At 63.9% G+C, this 17943-nt stretch carries 14 protein-coding genes; 5 read left to right on the top strand and 9 right to left on the bottom strand.

All coding sequences use genetic code 11. The annotated features are described in order from the left end of the window. On the bottom strand, positions 1–2078 hold a 2078-nt coding region (locus FJ988_RS22455; RefSeq protein ID WP_210242784.1), incomplete at its 3' end, for a VCBS domain-containing protein. 350 nt (positions 2079–2428) lie between these two features. On the opposite strand from FJ988_RS22455, the gene FJ988_RS22445 reads away from it, so the two are divergent. After that, positions 2429–3343: a transglutaminase-like cysteine peptidase gene (locus FJ988_RS22445; protein ID WP_348644341.1), complete on the top strand. Its 915-nt coding sequence runs from the start codon at positions 2429–2431 to the stop codon at positions 3341–3343. Between the two features lie 123 nt (positions 3344–3466). On the opposite strand, the gene FJ988_RS22440 is transcribed toward FJ988_RS22445, so the two are convergent. The 5 genes from FJ988_RS22440 to FJ988_RS22420 form a co-directional block, all read right to left on the bottom strand. Further along, positions 3467–4108, bottom strand: coding sequence for a ribbon-helix-helix domain-containing protein (locus FJ988_RS22440; RefSeq protein ID WP_181183633.1), 642 nt, complete (start codon positions 4106–4108; stop codon positions 3467–3469). Next, a complete protein-coding gene (locus FJ988_RS22435; protein WP_140820529.1) occupies positions 4098–5387 on the bottom strand; it encodes an HlyD family type I secretion periplasmic adaptor subunit in 1290 nt (429 codons plus the stop codon). Before FJ988_RS22435 ends, FJ988_RS22440 begins: the two co-directional genes overlap by 11 nt. Before the next feature lie 15 nt (positions 5388–5402). Further along, positions 5403–7535 carry a type I secretion system permease/ATPase gene (locus FJ988_RS22430; protein ID WP_140820528.1) on the bottom strand — a complete coding sequence of 711 codons (2133 nt, stop codon included), beginning with the start codon at positions 7533–7535 and terminating at the stop codon, positions 5403–5405. A gap of 39 nt (positions 7536–7574) precedes the next feature. Further along, positions 7575–8963: a TolC family protein gene (locus FJ988_RS22425; RefSeq protein WP_407067746.1), complete on the bottom strand. Its 1389-nt coding sequence runs from the start codon at positions 8961–8963 to the stop codon at positions 7575–7577. A gap of 403 nt (positions 8964–9366) precedes the next feature. After that, positions 9367–10137, bottom strand: coding sequence for an SDR family NAD(P)-dependent oxidoreductase (locus FJ988_RS22420; protein ID WP_140820526.1), 771 nt, complete (start codon positions 10135–10137; stop codon positions 9367–9369). A gap of 195 nt (positions 10138–10332) precedes the next feature. On the opposite strand from FJ988_RS22420, the gene FJ988_RS22415 reads away from it, so the two are divergent. Further along, complete coding sequence (locus FJ988_RS22415) at positions 10333–11673, top strand: NAD(P)H-dependent oxidoreductase (RefSeq protein ID WP_140820525.1); 1341 nt, start codon at positions 10333–10335, stop codon at positions 11671–11673. Here the strand turns inward: FJ988_RS22415 and proC are convergent. From proC to FJ988_RS22400, 3 genes are all read right to left on the bottom strand, one after another. After that, positions 11648–12463, bottom strand: coding sequence for a pyrroline-5-carboxylate reductase (gene proC, locus FJ988_RS22410; RefSeq protein ID WP_140820524.1), 816 nt, complete (start codon positions 12461–12463; stop codon positions 11648–11650). The two genes, FJ988_RS22415 and proC, sit on opposite strands and share 26 nt — an antisense overlap. A gap of 82 nt (positions 12464–12545) precedes the next feature. After that, positions 12546–13865 carry an O-antigen ligase gene (locus FJ988_RS22405; protein ID WP_140820523.1) on the bottom strand — a complete coding sequence of 440 codons (1320 nt, stop codon included), beginning with the start codon at positions 13863–13865 and terminating at the stop codon, positions 12546–12548. Beyond that, entirely contained in the window at positions 13834–14832 is a 999-nt protein-coding gene (locus FJ988_RS22400) for a glycosyltransferase family 2 protein (RefSeq protein WP_140820522.1), read from the bottom strand. The genes FJ988_RS22405 and FJ988_RS22400 overlap by 32 nt, the downstream gene beginning before the upstream one ends. Before the next feature lie 170 nt (positions 14833–15002). Between FJ988_RS22400 and FJ988_RS22395 the strand changes: the two genes are divergently transcribed. The 3 genes from FJ988_RS22395 to FJ988_RS22385 are packed head-to-tail and all read left to right on the top strand — an operon-like array spanning position 15003 to position 17886. Further along, positions 15003–16172 (top strand): glycosyltransferase family 4 protein, encoded by a 1170-nt coding sequence (locus tag FJ988_RS22395; protein ID WP_140820521.1) that lies wholly within the window; start codon positions 15003–15005, stop codon positions 16170–16172. Further along, entirely contained in the window at positions 16169–16966 is a 798-nt protein-coding gene (locus FJ988_RS22390; RefSeq protein ID WP_140820520.1) for a WecB/TagA/CpsF family glycosyltransferase, read from the top strand. Before FJ988_RS22395 ends, FJ988_RS22390 begins: the two co-directional genes overlap by 4 nt. Then, a complete protein-coding gene (locus FJ988_RS22385; protein ID WP_140820519.1) occupies positions 16963–17886 on the top strand; it encodes a DUF6492 family protein in 924 nt (307 codons plus the stop codon). Before FJ988_RS22390 ends, FJ988_RS22385 begins: the two co-directional genes overlap by 4 nt. Positions 17887–17943: the final 57 nt, after the last annotated feature.

The following is a 17943-nucleotide window of genomic DNA, read 5'->3' as shown; positions in this document are numbered from 1 at the left end:
GAGCCCGATGCCGCCGGACCATCGGCCCCAAAGACGTTGCCGTAGTCGGTGCTGACATTGCCGCTGACCGTGGTCGTAGCGCCATCTTCGGTCAGCGTGCCGGCGTTCACATCGTGCGCAACCGGCACGTCGTCGACGATGACGATGTTGATGGTGCCTTCGCCATGGGTGCCGCCGATGCCGTCGACCGCGACCGATACGCTGTCGGGCAGCGTGTTGTTGCCGTTGCCGGCAGGATGGGTCTGCGCGGCGCCGAGCGTATAGCTGTAGGTGAAGTCGGCTGACTTGCCGTCCGGCGCAACCGTCACGCCGGTGATCTTCAGTGTGCCTTCACTGGTATTGATGGTCTGGTTGAGCCAGGCGTTGAGTGCGAGGGTCTGGCCACCGATGGTCACGTCCTTGATGCCGTCTGTCGCGGTGACCTTGAAGGCGCCGGTGTCGGTTTCGCTGGTGTCGGGAACCGAGGTCAGGCCGTGTTCGTACACGACGCTGGCCGCGCCATTGGCATTGGCGTCATCGCTCGGCGTGACCACGACTGTAGAGGTGTCGTCGGCGCCATTTATGGTGAAGGTGATGGTCTTGCTGTCGGCGTCGCTGTCATGGTCGGTCAGCGTGTAGCCGAGCGAGACATTGATGGCGTCGCCGTTGTTCAGCGCCTGCGTCGCAGGCTTGCTGTTGTCCAGCACGAAGCTCCAGGTGCCGTTGGCGTTTTCCGTCAGCGTGCCGTAGTCGGCCAGGTTGACGGCGCCGCCGTTGAGCGTCGCGCTTACCGCGCCCCAGGCGACTGAGCCCGATGCCGCCGGACCATCGGCCCCAAAGACGTTGCCGTAGTCGGTGCTGACATTGCCGCTGACCGTGGTCGTAGCGCCATCTTCGGTCAGCGTGCCGGCGTTCACATCGTGCGCAACCGGCACGTCGTCGACGATGTTGACCGACAGCGTGCCGGGGGCCGACACGTCACCGTCGGTGTCGGTGACCGTCACCGTTATGTTGTCGAAAATGGAATTGGTGCCGGCACCGGCCGAGTGCTGCTCGCTATGGACCAGCGTATAGGTGTAGCTCACCTGGCCGGTGGCGGCGTCGTAGCCGTTGATGGTCAGCGTGTTGCCGAACGGCGTCGTGATATCGATCGGCGTCGATCCGCTGGCGGCGAGCGCGGCGGCCGAAATCACCTGGCCGTTGATGGTCAGCGAGCCGATGCCGTCCGGCGAGTTGATGGTGAAGGTCCCGGTGTTGATCTCGGATTGATCGGTGTTGGGCGCGGGGTTCTGCGCCTCGCCCGAGCCTTCCGAACCGGAACTCGCCGGCAGGCCCTTCTCGTTGACGGTGGTGTCGCCGCCATCGACGGAAGGCGTCAGGTCGATGATCGTCGGCGTGGAGTTCTCGCGCACCAGGCCCGGGAACAGCTCGCGGTGGTCGGGCTGGCCGAACGCCAGGTCCGTCGGCGGCAGAAGGGCGGTGAGGCCGAAACCGTCGCCGATACCGCCGGGAGGCTGTTCGAAATTGCCGCCCGCGCTGCTCGGCGAGCCGTTGCCGCCCGCCGAGATCGAGCCGTCGGCGCCGAAGGCGACATCGACATGGCTTGCCTCGAGCGCGGCGATCAGGGCGACGCGCGGCACCTCGACATCGCCGAGGATGAAGGTCGGCACGTTAAGCGCGCCGTCCTTGATGACGATCTCGGATCCGTCCGGCTGCACCAGCACCAGGTTGTGCCCGTCCACCTTGATGTTGTCGATCGAGACGTTGGCCGGGAGCTTCACGACATTGCCGGCTTCGGCGTGATATTCATGCGGAACGTTGGTTGCCGCGGCATTCGCCGCCGGCGCGTTTCCTGCCGGTGCGTTTCCCGCGGCGGCATTGGCGGCCGGACCATTGGCTGCCGGCTGGTTTGCAGCCGGGGCATTCGCCGCGCCCTGCGCCGGCGCGCCGCTGCCGACATCGACCGGCACCGGTTCGCTCGCCGCTCGGCCGGTGGTCGCCTGCGCGACCTGCACGCCCGTCGGGATATGGTTTTCACCAGCGCTCGTGTGCTCGTCCCAGGAATTTGAAACGGCGTCGAATTCGATATTGTTCGTCATAGCCAAAGCCCCTCCGGCATTTCCCGGAAAGAGACATGTGGGGCTCGGACTTTGCAACAGAGCGTCAATCTATTTCATATACTTGGATATGTAGAGTATCGCATTTTTTACACTTGGTAAATCGCGATGATATAGGATGTTATGCAGCCTCTTAAGGGGAGCGGAATTGGCGTCGGTGCGTGGCGTCGGTTTGGTAAATAGAAGTATAAATTCGAATAAAATTTTACTGAAACTAGAATAGAGTGATTCGCGGAAATTTACCCACCTTCGTTTCCGGTAATTTGAGACAAGATTGGTAGCGTCCACAGTCAAAGGTGGGCGTTATGAAAATACAAAAAGCGGCCCCGGGGATGACGGGGATCAAGGTTCTGTTGCTGGCGATCGGCCTTGCCGTTGCGGCAAATCCATCGTCGGCGAATACGAATTCGGGCGCGGATCCGGTCCTGCAGAACGTGCTCGCGCCGTCGAGCCTCGGCGGCGTTTCGCTGGCCCGGCCGCAGCCCTGGCAGCCGGCCGCCGCATACCGGACAGTCGACGTTTCGGCCGTCTACACGCCATTTGAAGCGTCTTCGATCGCCACGGCCGACGCCGGCATCGACCCGATCCGGACCGCCGCGATCATCCCCGGTGTTTTCGGGTCCGTCGCCTTGTCGATGCGCAACTTTCCCGTCTCGGCGCGCTGGGCTCCGGTCTACAAGGCCATCGTCGATTGCACCGCGGGCAGCCCCTGCGATCGCGAGAGCCCGGCTTTCGCCGAGATCGTCAATATCGCCGCCGGCAAGGGTTTTCGCGAGAAGCTGTCCTTCGTCAACAGCAGCATCAACCGCCTGATCGCCTATCGCAAGGACAGCGTCGTTTACGGCAAGCTCGACTATTGGGCAAAACCTTCGGAGGTCCTCGAACATCGCGCCGGCGATTGCGAGGATTTCGCCATCCTCAAGATGGCGGCGCTGCTCAGAGCCGGAATCCCGGCGCAGAGCATGTCGCTGGTGGTCCTCCAGGATCGCCGTCGCAAGTTCTTCCATGCCGTTCTGTCGGTGAGCACGGCAAGCGGCGCCTTCATCCTGGACAGCCTCGGCAACGCCGTCATGCGCGACAGCGATCTGCCCGACTATGTTCCGCTCTATTCCTTCAGCACCGATCGCGCCTGGATCCACGGATCGAAATCCGGTGCGCAGATCGCCGACATCGCCGGCGGCTTCGCGACGGTGGCGCCCGGCGAAGGCGCGCCGGAACCATCCGTTCCTGTGGGCCTGAAGCAGTAGCCCGGAGCGGTTCCCGGAATTGCGCTGGAGCAATTCCAGGAGAGATGCGAGCGGTTTCCGTCCGGAATTACGCAAGAACAAGAGATAGAGCGGTTCGCCGTTTCCGTGAAACGGTGAACCGCTTTAGCCGTTGAAGACGAAGGCCATCAACAGTTCCGGCTCGGCGACAGGTGCGCGAACGGCGCTGAGCTGGCCGCGGTAGCGGCGCTCGCCGGCGCCGATGACGAAGCCGCTGGTGACCGGCGTCTCGCCATTGACGTCGAGCCGGGCGAAGATATCGGGAACGTTGAGGTCGAGCGCCAGCTTCAGGTCCTGCCGTCCGTCCTCGCCGGGCGCGTTCGGCAATTGACGCCTGACGAGCTGTTGGAACGGCGTGTTGAAGGCCAGGATCTTCTTCGACGACGACAGCGCGAAGGCGGGCGAGGGGCAGGCGATCAGGATCGCGTTGATCGTGCGGATCGAGGCGAGCTTGCGCAATTCCATGCTTTCCTCGGCGAGGCCGCGCATGCAGGCGACCCGGATTGCCGAGGTGAGGTTTCCCTGGTCGGGATGATGTTGGGCGATCTCCTCGACCAGCATGCCGATCGTGCATTTGCGGCTTTCCGCCATCTGCTTCAGCGACACCCAGAAGGCGCGCTCCATCCGGATGCCCCGGCGCACGCCACCGCGCGCCACGACCCGGAACTCCGGTCCGAAGTCCTCGGCTGCAAGCGCCGGCAGCAGCCGTTCGCGTTGAGTGTCGGGGCGCATGGCGCTATCGCTCACTCATCGCCTCCTGTCGCGCCTTGTTGATGGGCTTCAAAAGATAGTTGAGGATCGTCTTGCGGCCGGTCTTGATATCGACCGAGCAGATCATGCCGGGGATGATCGAATAGCTCTTGCCGTTCCTCATCAGCGTCGACTTCTCGGTCGCGACCCGCACCTGATAGTAGGGCTCGCCCGTCTTCTGGTCGACGAGACTGTCGGCGGTGATGTTGGCGACCTTGCCCTCGATGCCGCCGAAGATCGAGAAATCATAGGCCGTGACCTTGATCAGCGCCTCCTGGTCGGGCTGGATGAAGGCAACGTCGCGCGGCGAGACCCGCGCCTCGACCAGCAGCGTCTCGGACGTCGGCACGATGCCGGCCACGACCGCGCCCGGCTGCACGAAGGCGCCGAGCGTGTTGATGTCGAGCGTGTTGACGATGCCGTCGACCGGCGAGCGGATGTCGGTGCGCGCCACCTTGTCGGTGGCGCCGCGAATGGTTTCGTCGACGACGGAGAGATCGGCCAGCGCCTGCGTCAGGTCGCTCAATGCCTCCTGCTGCAATTGGAGGCCAAGTTCGTTCACCTGAAGCTGCGCCTCGGTGATTGCCGCCTGGCTTTTCTTGATGGTCTCGCCGGCGAGGTTGAGCTGGCCGTGCAGATCCGTCTGCTCGCGCTCGACCCGGATCTGTTCGGTCTTCGCCATCAGGCCTTTCTTGACCATCGGCTCGACCAGCGCCGCCTCCTGGTCGGTGACGGCCAGGCTCTTGGACAGACGGTCGGCGTTGGCGGTGGCCTCGTCCAGTTCCTTCTCGCGCTGGTCGAGGCGCGATTTCAGAACGGAAAGCTTGACCTCGAAATTGTCGCGGCGCGCAACGAGCAGCTTTTGCTCGTTGTCGCAGATTTCCGGCGCGACCTTCTGGATCTCAGCGGGGCAGGGGAACGCCCCTTCGACATTGCCACTCTGCTCGAACTGCAGCCTTGCGATGCGCGCCTGCAGTGCCCGCGCCTTGGCCTTCTCCTCGCCGAGGCTCGACGTATTGCCCGAATTGTCGAGTCGGATGATCAGGTCGTTCTTCTTGACGGTCTGGCCGATCTTGACGGCGATCTCCTGCACCACGCCGGGCTCGCTGGCCTGGATGATCTGTGTCTTTGAGGCGGGGATCACCTTGCCTTCGCCGCGCGCGATCTCATCGACCTCGGCGAAGGATGCCCAGGCGGTGAAGCAAACGAACAGCGCGCCGACGATATAGACGGACGCCGAGGCGAAAAGGGGTGGGCGATCTTCCTTTGCAAGCATGTTTATCTTTTCCGGTCAGGCACTGCCCTTCTGCAATGCCTGGATGACTTGTTCCTTCGGTCCGTCGGCGACGACGCGGCCCTGGTCGATGACGATGAGGCGGTCGGCGAGTTCCAGCATGCTGTAGCGGTGGGTCGACACGATCAGTGTCGTGCCGCGGTCGAATGCCACCTTGAGCTGCTTGATCAACTGCCTCTCGGAAGCGAGATCCATCGAGCCCGACGGCTCGTCCAGGAAGACGATCTTCGGCTTGGTCAAAAGCAGCCGCGCGATGGCCACCGCCTGCCTTTGGCCGCCCGAAAGATTGGTGCCTCGCTCGCCGACATTCATGTCGTAGCCGCGCGGATGCCGCGAGACGAACTCGTCGACGCCCGCGGCTTTCGCCGCCTCGATGATCTCCTCGTCGGTCGCTTCCGGCGCCGCCATCAGAAGGTTTTCCTTGATGGTACCCGAGAAAAGGTCGCCGGCCTGGGCGACGACGCCCACCGCGGCGCGAACCTCTGAGGGGTGGTATTGGCGGATGTCGATGCCGTCGAGCAGCAACTCGCCCGAGGTCGGCAGGAAAAGCCGGCCGATCAGCCGGCCCATCGTCGTCTTGCCGGAGCCGATGCGGCCGATGATGCCGACGCGCTCGCCGGGCCTGACCGCGATGTTGAGCCCGCTCAGAACCTCGTTCTCCGTGCCCGGATAGGCAAAGCCGACATTCCTGAAGACGAGCGCGCCGCTGCGGATCGGCCGATTGACGAAACCGACCGTATCGGGCCGGTCCTCCGGCTGCGACATGATCGTGTTGATGATCCTGAGCGACAGCATCGCCTGCCTGAACCGGGCAAGCGTGATGGCGATCTGGCCGAGCGGCGCCACGGCGCGGCCGGCGAGCATCACAGTGCCGATGATGGCGCCTGTCGAGACCTGGCCCTCGGAGAAGGCATAGGCGCCGGCAACCACCAGGGCGACCGTGACGAATTGCTGAATGGCGCCGGTGATGTTGCCCGCCGCCGCCGAGAGTTCCTTGATCTTCTCCGAGGTGTTGGCCGCATTCTTCGAATGCTCGCCCCATTTGCGCAAAAGATAGGCCTCGGCGCGCAGCGACTTGATCGTCTCCAGCGTGGAAATGGATTCGACCAGCAGCGCCTGGCGCTGCGAGGCCTCGTTCATCGAGGCGGCGACCCGCTTGCCGATCCGTCTTTGCGTGATCAGCCCGACGGTGACGGAGATGATAAAGGCCAGCGCCGGTATGATCACCAGCCAGCCGCCGATGGCATAGATCACAGCCAGGAAGACGAAGACGAAGACCGTGTCGATAAAGACGCTGATGGTGTTGGAGGTGAAGAACTCTCGCACGAATTCGTATTGCGTGACGCGGTTTGCATATTCGCCGGTCGATCCGGGCCGCGCCGAAAGCGAGGAGTTCAGCACTTTCTCGAACAGCAGATAGGAAATCCGCAGATCCGCCTTGCGGCCGGCATAGTCGATCAGCGATGCCCGGGCGGTCTTCAGCAGCAGGTCGAACAGGATCGCCGCGCCGATACCGAGCGCCAGCACCCACAGCGTCGAGATCGCTTTGTTGGGCAGGATGCGGTCGTAGACGTTCATCGTGAAGATCGGCGAGGCGATCGCCAGCAGATTGATGAACACCGCCGACAGCACCACCTTCGAGTAGGTGCGCCAGAACGCTCCCATCGTGCCTGTCAGCCAGTGGCGCCGTTCGATCCGCGCGGCCGTGCCGACCGTCATCTCTTCGGCCTGATTGGCATAGGTGATCGAGAAGGACGTGCCGCCGCTGAAATAGCTTTCGGCGAGTTCCGATCTGTCGATGGTGGTGCGGCCGTTTTCCTGCGGCGCCGTCAGATATTGTCCACCCTCGCTTTCCGCCAACAGAGCGATCGGCAACTGGCTGACGCGGAAGACGATGGCCGGCAGATCGAAGCGGCCACGCAGGAAGTCGCGATGGCTGAAATCCTGGACTTCCAGGCCGATGCGCTCGGCCAGATGGCGGATTTCGTCCGGCTCGATGCGGGTCTCCGAAATCGGCACGCCGGCGAACAGCACGGTTTCCGCGCTCGGCCTGCCGAGATAGGCCGCAACAGCGCAGAAGCAGGCTTTGAAGGCCTCCTTCGGAGAAAGGATATTGGGTTGCTGGTTCACGATCCGCCCCGAGGGACTCGAGATCGATGCTTACATCGGCTACTTCTTCCTTACCGGCGCAAGAATGTCGAAGGGCAGATCGTTCTTCTGCTCCGACGGCGTTCGCGCATAAGTCTCGGTGTCAGCTGTCGCCGGCACGCCGAACTCCGAGCGCGCATAGGCGTTGGCCTGCTTGGCCGGCTGGATGTTGAGCGTCTTCAGCAGCTCTCCAGTTGCGGCCAGCAGCCGGTATTCGGCAAACAGCGACGCGTAGGATGAGGTGTCGGCCAGTGTCGCGGTGTTGAAGCGCGTGTTCTGGGCATCGAGCACGTCGAGCAGCGAGCGCTGCCCGACCTTGAACTGCTCGCGATAGGAAGCCACGAGCTTTTCATTGGTGGCTGCCTGCTGCCGTAGCGTCTTCGCAAGCTCGGCTTGGCGGAAGCGGCGGTCCCATGAGGTGCGCACCGCTTCCTCGATCTCGCGCAGCACCTGATGCAGCGCAAGCCGCTGTTCGCTGGCGCGGCGGATCTGCTCCTGCTCGTTGGCCTTGTCGATGCCGCCGCGATAGAGGTTCCAGCGCAGCACCACCCGGGCCTGCAGGTCGCTCGTGTCGCCATCGTCGCCGTCGATGTCATAGCCGCCGCGGGCAACGCCCTCGGCGGTGATCGTCGGGCCGAATTTCGCCCGCGCCGCATCGACCAGCGAGGAGGCGGCGTCGATATCGCTGTTGGCCATATGGACGCGCGGATTGTTCTCCCTTGCCAGCCCGATCGCATCGTCCAGCGATCGCGGCAGGGCGGCTGAGACATCGGCCGGCCGCGACGCGTTGGTCAGCGGCTTGCCGACATTCTTGAAGAAGCGGATCTTGGCCGCCTCGAGTTCTTCGGTCGCCTCCTGCATCCGCGCCTTTGCGGCAAACAGGCGTTCTTCGGCTTGCTGCCGGTCGGCGTCGTTGAGCGTGCCGCCCGCGATGCCTTGCTTGATGTCGCTGAGGATGGATTGGTGGAAGCCAAGGTTCTTCTTGGCCTCGGCCACGATCGAAGCCTGCAGCATGTATTCCAGATAGTCCTGGACGACCGCAAGCCCGATGAACTCGGACCGTTCCAGAACCCGGAAGGAAGCCCCATCGACCCGCGAGGCCTGGCGGTTCAGTTCCGCCCGCCGTGCACCGCTGTCGTAGAGCGTCTGCGAGACCGTGAGATCCGCCTCGTTCGGATAAAGAGCGTTATGATCCTCGTCGAGGGCCCGCCTGGTATCATTGTCCAAGCGGCGTACGCCGGTCGACGCTTCCAGATCGACGCTTGGAAGATAAAGCCCCTTTGCCTGGCGCAGCTCGAATTCGATCGCTTCGCGGTTTTCGATCGCCTGTCCAATCTCCGGATTGGATTCGACGGCGACGGCAACGGCTTCTTTGAGTGTGAGTGCGCTGGCGCTCCCGCAAGCCAGCATCGACACCGTCACAGCAAGCGCATAGCGCCAGCTGACGGTCACTTTACCCGTCCTGGTCATTTCTACCCCGTGACTATCCCCGCGCCTTATTTTTTTATTGGCGCTTATTTGCCCAAGCCTGCCACCGGAGCTTGCGGCCAGTATCTATCAGATTTTTTTGAGATGTGAGTGCATAATGGATTAGGCACCCCTTAAAAGTGCGATTCCACTCATTAGGGGTAATTGCTGTAGCAAAAATGGCACAGAAACCGGGGTGTCGCAGGCCAAGGACTGTCAGTCAAAAAGGGCGGCTATGGTTAATGATCTTCAGCAAACTACGATTCCTACGGCTGCCACGCCCTGGTACTTTGAAATAGCGTGACACGCTCCAATTACAGGTGGGCTTCAAGCGGCTGAAAGTGGCCTAGGCCACCGACCATCCGCCGTCCACCAATATGTTCGCGCCCGTGATCAGCGACGCCGCGGGTGAGGCGAGGAACACCACGGTCCCGGCAACGTCGATCGGATCGCCGATACGGCCGAGCGGGATATGCCCCAGCACATGGGCGTGAAAATCCTTGTCGGCGAGCGACGGCCGCGTGCCGTCGGTCCAGATGAAGGTCGGCGCAACGCTGTTCACGGCAATGCCGTGCCCAGCCCATTCGCCGGCAAGGCAGCGCGTCAGATGGTTTATCGCAGCCTTCGACATGCAATAGATCGCTTCGCCCTTCAGCGTCACCGTGCCGGCCTGCGAACTGATGTTGATGATGCGCCCGGATTTCTGCGCGATCATCAGCCGCCCGACCGCTTGCGTGGTGAAGAACGTGCCTTTGAGATTGACGTCGACGGTGAGGTCGAAATCCGCCTCGGTGACGTTCTCGGCCAGGTTTTCGGGCCCGAGCCCGACATTGTTGACCAGCACGTCGATGCGGCCGAAAGCGGCGTGCGCCTCGGCCACGGCGCTGCGCACCGTGGCGAGGTCGGTAAGGTCCATATGCACGGCCAGCGCCCGGCGCCCCATGCTTTCGATCTCGGCGACGAGCGCCTTGCCGTCGGCGACGCTGCGCACGCCCACCACCATGTCGGCGCCGGAGCCGGCACAGGCGAGTGCTGAGGCGCGGCCGATGCCTCGCGTGGCGCCGGTTACCAGCACCACCTTGCCGTTCAGGTCGAATTTCGGCGTGAATTCCGTCATTTTCGGTCCTCCCAGGCCTTACGTCGCCAAACAGTAGCGGCTTACGTTGCGAAAGCCAGACGGAAGGTTGCTGCAAGGGATTTGCTGGCCTTTTGCAAATTGCGCGCGAGAAATTGCCACGGGCGGATGCTTTGATTGGCAAAACGCAGCCGTTGCCTGTAACTGCGGCCCAAAATCGAAAAGCATGGACGGCCCATGACCAATGTTGCCCTGACCGGACTTGCCCGCGATCTCGCCCGCCGCGCCGCCGAAGGCAGGCCGGTGCGCATCGGCGTCATCGGCTCCGGCGAGATGGGCACCGATCTGGTGACGCAGGGCATGCTGATGCCGGGCATTTCGATCGCCGCCATTTCGACTCGGCGCCCGCACACCGCCCGCGAGGCGATCCGCATCGCCTATGGCGACGAGGCGATGGCCGCCGAAGCCGAGACGGCATCGAAGGTCACGCAGGCTATCGAGAGCGGCAAAATCGCCATTACCTCGAACGAGATGCTGGTCACCAACCCGCTGATCGACGTGGTCATCGACGCCACGGGAAAGCCAGGCGTCGCCGCCGATTTCGACCTGATGGCGATGGAGCACGGCAAGCATCTGGTGATGATGAATGTCGAGGCCGACGTCACCATCGGCTGTTACCTGAAGCAGCAGGCCGACCGTCTGGGCGTGGTCTATTCGGTCGGCGCCGGCGACGAGCCGTCGAGCTGCATGGAACTCATCGAGTTCGCCTCGGCGCTGGGCTTGAGCGTCGTCGCGGCCGGCAAGGGCAAGAACAACCCGCTCAACCACGATGCCGTGCCCGACGACTACCGGGAAGAAGCCGTCCGCCGCAACATGAACCCGCGCATGCTGGTCGAGTTCGTCGATGGGTCCAAGACCATGGTCGAGATGTGCGCCATCGCCAACGCTACCGGCCTGGTGCCGGATGTTCCCGGCATGCACGGCCCCAAGGCCGATCGCGACCAGCTCGCCAAGGTGCTGATTCCGAAGGAGGATGGTGGGCTTTTGTCGAAGAAGGGCGTCGTCGATTACACGATCGGCAAGGGCGTGGCGCCGGGCGTCTTCGTCATCGTCGAGGCGATGCATCCGCGCGTCGTCGAGCGCATGGACGATCTGCATGTCGGCAAGGGTCCTTATTACGGCCTGTTCCGGCCTTTTCACCTGACCTCGCTGGAAGTGCCGCTGACCGCCGCCCGCATCATGCTGCACGGCAAGCCGGATATGGTGCCGCTGCCGAAGCCGGTGGCGGAAGTATGCGCGGTGGCGAAGCGCGATCTTGCCGCCGGTGAGACCTTCGACGCCATCGGCGAGACCTGCTACCGCTCCTGGACCATGACGGTAGCGGAAGCCCGCGCCAACCGGGCCGTGCCGGTCGGGCTGCTCGAAGGGGGCAAGGTGCTGAAACCGGTCGGGAAGGGCGAACTGCTGACTGCGGACAATGCCGCGCCGGACCAGACGACGCGGCTCTACGCCCTGCGCAAGCTGCAGGACGAGATGCTGTACGGAGCGAAGCTTACTTCCCCAGCTCTATCGACCTGAGCCGTGCGGCCTCGACCGCTTCGGTGACCAGCTTGGTCAGCCGGTCCTCGCCCATCAGCACGGCGAGCGCCGCGGCTGTGGTGCCGTTCGGGCTGGTCACCTGCCGGCGCAGTTCGCCCGGCTCGTCGTCGCTTTCGGCGGCGAGCGAGGCGGCGCCGAACACCGTCTGCATGGCCAAAAGCTTGGCGGTGTCCGCCGGCAGCCCGGCCTTCTCGGCAGCGACCGTCAGCGCCTCGATGAAGTGGAAGACATAGGCCGGGCCGGAGCCGGAGACCGCCGTCACCGCATCCATCAGGCTTTCGTCGTCGATCGTCGTCACCACGCCGCTGGCCGACAAAAGCTCGAGGACGAAGCGGCGGACGTCGTCGGAGACAAGCGGGTTGGAAAACACCACCATCATGCCCTTGCCGATCGCGGCCGGCGTATTCGGCATGCAGCGGATCACCGGCGCATGCTCGCCCAGGATAGCTTCGAACGTCGCGACCGGCGTGCCGGCGGCGACGCTGACGAAAGTGGTCCGGCCGTCGCCGAAGCGTTTGTAATGCGCCGTCACCTCGCGGATCACCTGCGGCTTCACGGCGATGACGACGAGATCCGGCTCAGCATCGGCCGGAATGCCAGCAGCGTCCGCGGCGGCGCGGCAGCCGAGATGCTCGGCGCGGCTGCGCAGTTCGGCGCTGGGCTCGACCACGAACACCGCCGACGGCTCCAGCTTGGCGGATTTCAGCCAGCCTGCGAGCATGGCGTAACCCATATTACCGCAGCCGGCGAGAATAAGCCTGATCGTCATCAAAGCCTCCGAAAGAAGGCTTCCTTAGACGTTTGCGTGGCGCTGGAAAAGTCCAGTTTCTCAGAGATCGATCGTCCAGCGATCAGCCGGGGCGGCGGACCGGGATCGGCCGTAGCGAGACTTGCCTCAGCCCAAATACGCCGAGCACGAAGAACAGCCAGACCGGATCGCCGCGATGGAAGAAGAAGCTTTCGAGGAAAGCGTTGAGCGCCGTGAACAGCACCACCATCATGAAGAAGTCGCCGAGGAAAATGTTTTCCCTGCGCGCCGGGATGCGCATGTAGTCGCGCAGCGGCGCGATCAGGAAGGTGTAGACGGCCACGCAGAGCGCGGGAATGCCCATCAAAACGGCGATGTCGAGATAGCCGTCATGGCCGTGCACAATGGTGCGGATGTCCCAGGGGCGGTCGAAGGGCTGGTCCTGGTTGAGCAGCAGCGGCGTCCCCCAGAAACTTTCATAGCCGTAGCCGGTCCACGGCTTTTTTGCCAGCATGTCGCCGGCGAACTCCCAAAGTGTCGTGCGTCCGGTGTAGGTGAGGTCGGGGAAATAGATTGCCGCCAGGGCTTTCACCGGCGGGATGAAGACGATGCCGAGCGTGCCGACGGCGGTTGCTGTGATTGCCAGCGCAAACAGGATCGGCGTGCCGAGCCGCATGCCGATGAGGCTCGGCAGCACGACGATCATGATCGAGAACGGAACGAGCCCCGCCGTCGTCTTCGAGCCGGTGTGCAGCATGAAGATCATCGCCGCACAGAAAATGCCGGCGCCCCACCAGCGCTGTCCCCGCCGGAAGAGATAGAGCCCGGCAAAGCTGAAGCAGGCCATCACCGGGCCGGCGATGTTCTTATGGGTGAAGACGCCGCGCCACAGGCCGGCATGCTCCGGCTCCTGCGAGTCGGCCGTGTGCAGCGCCTCATGCGGGAAGACGATGAGGCCGATATAGGAAAGGCCCATCACGACGACGGCAGTAAAGATGATCACCTTGGCGAAAGAGTCCGCGTCGCGCGGCAGCACCAGGATCGTCGCCATGGTTATTATGCCGATCATGGTGAAGGAGGCGGCGCGCATAGCGGCGGGCGGGTCGGTCGCCATCACCACCGACAGGAAGAATAAGCCCAGCATCAGCGCCCAGGAGGGGCTGACCAGCGAGCGCACCACGCGCGGATCGGCGAAGGCAAATAGCGAGAAGATCGAGACAGCGCCCAGCGAGCCGAAACCCAGCTGGTTTACGATGTCGCCGCCATCCCCCGTCAGCTCGGCGCCGGCCGGCTGGAAGGGCCGGAATGAGACGAGGATGACGGTGAACAGAAGCGCGGCGATCGCCGTCGCCACACCTTGCCTGGTGAAAGCGTCACTAAGCGGCGCGCGCTCAGTTCTTCTCGGGCTGGCGATACTGCTCATTGGCATATCCGAATTCGGCAAGCACCCGGCCGAGCGCGACATAGACGGGATAGAGCCCGGTGGCCGGCGAGCCGGTGCGCGCCAGCCGGATCGCGCCGCGCAGCGGCGAGGCGGCGAGCAGCGCCATGCTCTTCAGGAAGACTTTGAGGCCGGCAAAGGGCGTGCCGGCGCGCTTCTTCTTTTCGACCAGCGTGGAGATCACGCCGTTGCGCAGGCTCCGCGCCCGGATCCAGTCGGCCTCGACACGGCGTGCCGGCACCGTTTCGTTGACCTTGGCCTCGGCGCACCAGCCGAGCACGAAGCCCTTTTGCGCTGAGCGGCTAAGGAAATCGGCATCGCCACCGCCCATGAAGTTGAACTTGAGATCGAGAAACGGCGGTCCCATCGCCTTCAGCACATTGCGCCCGACCAGAAGGTTGCCGGACGAATAGAGCGCCGGCACAAGTCTCGTTTCGCGGTAGGGCGGCGCGAACACCGGGTGCTCGGCCCACCGGGCATGCGCCGGGTCGGCAAAGATCGGGACTTGCGGGCCGCCGACGACGTCGGCGCCGAGCGTTTCGGCCGCCTTGCACATGCGCTCCAGCCAATCCGCCTCGGCAAGCTCGTCGTCGTCGATGACCAGGAGATGCCTGAAATTGGGAAAGTGCAGCAGAGCCGTCTGCCAGCCGGCATTGTAGGCGCTGCAATTGCCGCGCTCATGCGCGATGATGACGAGCCCCTGCATCTCGCCGCTTTCGAACAGCGGCAGCACGGCTTTGGCGCCTTCGCGCAGCTCGGCCTCGTTTTCCATGACGATGACGGCAAAACGCCTGCCGGTTCGCTGGGCTTTCAGCGAGGCCAGCGTTTCCAGCACCTGCTGTGGCCGCTTGAAGGTCGGCAGTGTCACCACCGCCTCGACGGTCTCGGCGGCGAGCTCTGGAGACCGCCCGGCGATCGATACGGAAGCGTCGGACGGCAAAGGGATCATCCGTTTTTGAGCAGCGTGGGTTTCAAGCCTCGATAGCATCGCGATGATAACGTTTCGTTAATCACCTTCACGCGCGGCAGGCGAAAAGCCTGGGTTTTCGGCCTTTGACAGAGCCATTTAATCAAGGCTTCACCGCGCTTTGCTACCGGCTACACCAACGGATAGGTGAGATGCATTTGCTGTTCGCCACATCGATCGTGCCCGATGGCGCTCTCGCCTCGGGCTACGAGATTGCCAACGCCGCGATCATCGACGCGCTGCGGCGCGCCGGCGTGCGCGTCACGGTGATGGGCTTCATCTGGCCGGGAAAGACGCCGTCCGATCCGCAAAACACCGTCGTCCTCGACGCCGTCGAGGTGCGCACCGACAGCGCCTCGGGATTGCAAAAGCTTGTCTGGCTGGGCAAGGCGGTGGCCTCCGGCCTCACCTTCTCCTCGGTCAAGCTGCGTGTCGTCCCGGATGCGGATGTGCGGGCCGCGATCGATCGCGCCGGCCCGTTCGACGGCTATGTGCTGAATTCCGTGCAGTTCGCCGGCGCCTTTGAGAAAATTCTCTCCGACCGTCCATTCGTCTTCGTCGCCCACAATGTCGAGCATCGCTCGGCCGAGGAAAATGCCGCCGCGGCAACCGATGCGCTTCAGCGCTGGATGTTCCGCCGCGAGGCAAGATTGCTCAGGGTCATGGAAGAGCGCCTCTGCGGCGCGGCGCGCTTCGTCTTCACGCTGGCCGACGAGGATCGCTCAGCACTCGGCGTCGCCGCCGACAACCGCTCGGCCGTGCTGCCGCTGGTCACCCGCGCGCAGGCGCCGAAGAAGGCGCAGCGCCACATCGAATGCGACGCGGCGCTGATCGGCACCTGGACCTGGCAGCCGAACCGCATCGGGCTCGACTGGTTCCTGAGCAAGGTCGTGCCGCATCTGAAGCCGGATTTCCGCATCAGGATCGCCGGCAACATGCCTTCGGGCGTCGCATCCCCGCATCCTGGCGTCGCCTTCGTCGGCCGGGTTCCGGACGCCCAGGCCTTCGTGCGCGGCGCCGCGGTAATTCCGCTGATCAGCACAGCCGGCAGCGGCGTGCAGTTGAAGACAATCGAGACTTTCGAACTCGGCCTGCCGTCGGTCGCCACAAGCCGCTCGCTGCGCGGCATCGGCTACCGCCCGGACAACTGCGTCGTCACCGACGATCCGGTTGCTTTCGCCGCGGCGCTGCAGGCGGCCGCGGCCAGCGTCCGCGACGTCGACGGCAGCGCCTTCCATCGCCGTCAGCTCAAGGCGCTCGATGCCGCCATCGGGCTGGGGCTCGAAAAGCTCGGCGCTGTCAGGCAGGAGGTCGCGGCATGAACATGCACACCGCCCGTGCCGCCTTCGGCTTCGACACGCTGAAGACCATTCTTGGCATTTCAGTGATTGCCATCGGCTGGGACGAGGCCATCACCTTGTTGACAAGGCTGATTGATGAGCGGCGCTTCACCAAGGTGAGCTTCCTCAACGCCCACAATGCCAATCTGGCCTGCACCGATCCGATCTTTGCCGAGGCGCTGGAGGACTTTCTCATCCTGCCGGACGGCGTCGGCGTCGACATGGCGGCGAAGCTGCTCTACGGCGCGCCTTTTCCCAGCAATCTGAACGGCACCGACTTCATCCCGGCTTTCCTGCAGGCAGCGTCCCATCCGCTGACCGTGGCTCTGCTCGGCACGACGCGCGCCAATGCCGAAGCCGCCTGCGCGAAGCTGTCGTCGCTTGCCGTGCAGCACAATTTCGTCGTCATCCATGACGGCTTCTTCTCGGCCACCGAGGAGCCGGCGGTGCTCGAGCGCATCGCCGTGTTGCGGCCGGATATACTGCTCGTCGCCATGGGCGTGCCGCGCCAGGAATTGTGGATCGAGCGCCACATCGACGGCCGCTATTGCACGCTGCCGATCGCCGTCGGCGCGCTGCTCGATTTCATGAGCGGGTCGGTGCCGCGCGCGCCCTTGTGGCTGCGCCAGCTGCGGCTCGAATGGGCATTTCGTCTCTGGATCGAGCCGGGCCGCCTGTGGCGCCGCTACATCGTCGGCAATCCGGTGTTCCTGTGGCGCGTGCTCAAGCAGAAGCTGTCGTCGAACAAGCCGCTGCCGCTGGAGGCGCGCCGGTGAACAGCCGTTTCGTGCCGGACGTTGCCGCCGCGGTCGAGCCGCTGCCGGTCATGCCGTCGGCGGCGATCGTGACGGCAAGCTATGCGCCGGATTTCGAACGCTGCCGCCTGCTGTGCGAAACCATCGATCGCCACGTCAGCGGCGCGGCGCATCACTACATTCTCACCGAGCACCGCGACGTCGCGCTGTTCAGGCAATTGGAAGGGAGCCGCCGCAGCGTTGTCGACGAACGCGATCTTCTGCCGCGCTGGCTGCGCGTCTTCGACGATCCGCTGAGCGGCTTCCGCCGCCGCATATGGCTGAGTTTCAAAACGCAGCCGCTGCGCGGCTGGCATGTGCAGCAGCTGCGCCGCATCGCCATTGCCGGCCACGCGAAGGAAGATGTGCTCATCTTCTGCGATTCCGACGTTGCTTTCCTGAAGCCGTTCGACACCGGCGCCTTCTGGCGCGACGGCAAGGTGCGACTGTTCCGACGGGACGGTGTTTTGTCCCGGGACGGCCATGACGAGCATCGCATCTGGTCGCGCAATGCCGGTGCGGCGCTCGGCATCGATCCGGGCAAGACATCCGCTCACGACTACATCTCGACGCTGATCGCCTGGCGCCGCGAGACCGTCAGCGCCATGTGCGAGCGCATCGAGAAGCTGCATGGCTGCGACTGGGTCGGCGTGGTCGGCTCGGCGCGACAATTTTCCGAATGCATGATCTATGGCCGCCATGTCGACGATGTGCTCGAAGGCGCCGGCCATTTCCACGGCTCGGAAGAATTCTGCCGCGTCCACTGGAACGGCGAGCCGCTGTCGGACGATCAGTTCCGCCACTTCGTCGACACTATGGCGGCGGAACAGGTGGCGATCGGCATGCAGTCTTTCATAGGCACGGATATCGGTCGGATTCGGCGTTTGATCGGACTCGGATAGTTCTGACGATGGGAACTTAGCGAAGGCGAACCTTCCTTCGTCATTCCAGGGCGGAGC

This window comes from Mesorhizobium sp. CU3, from assembly GCF_006442965.1.
Lineage (GTDB): Bacteria > Pseudomonadota > Alphaproteobacteria > Rhizobiales > Rhizobiaceae > Mesorhizobium.
Note: the sequence above shows the minus strand (reverse complement) of the source record. Positions and strands in the feature narration are given on the sequence as shown.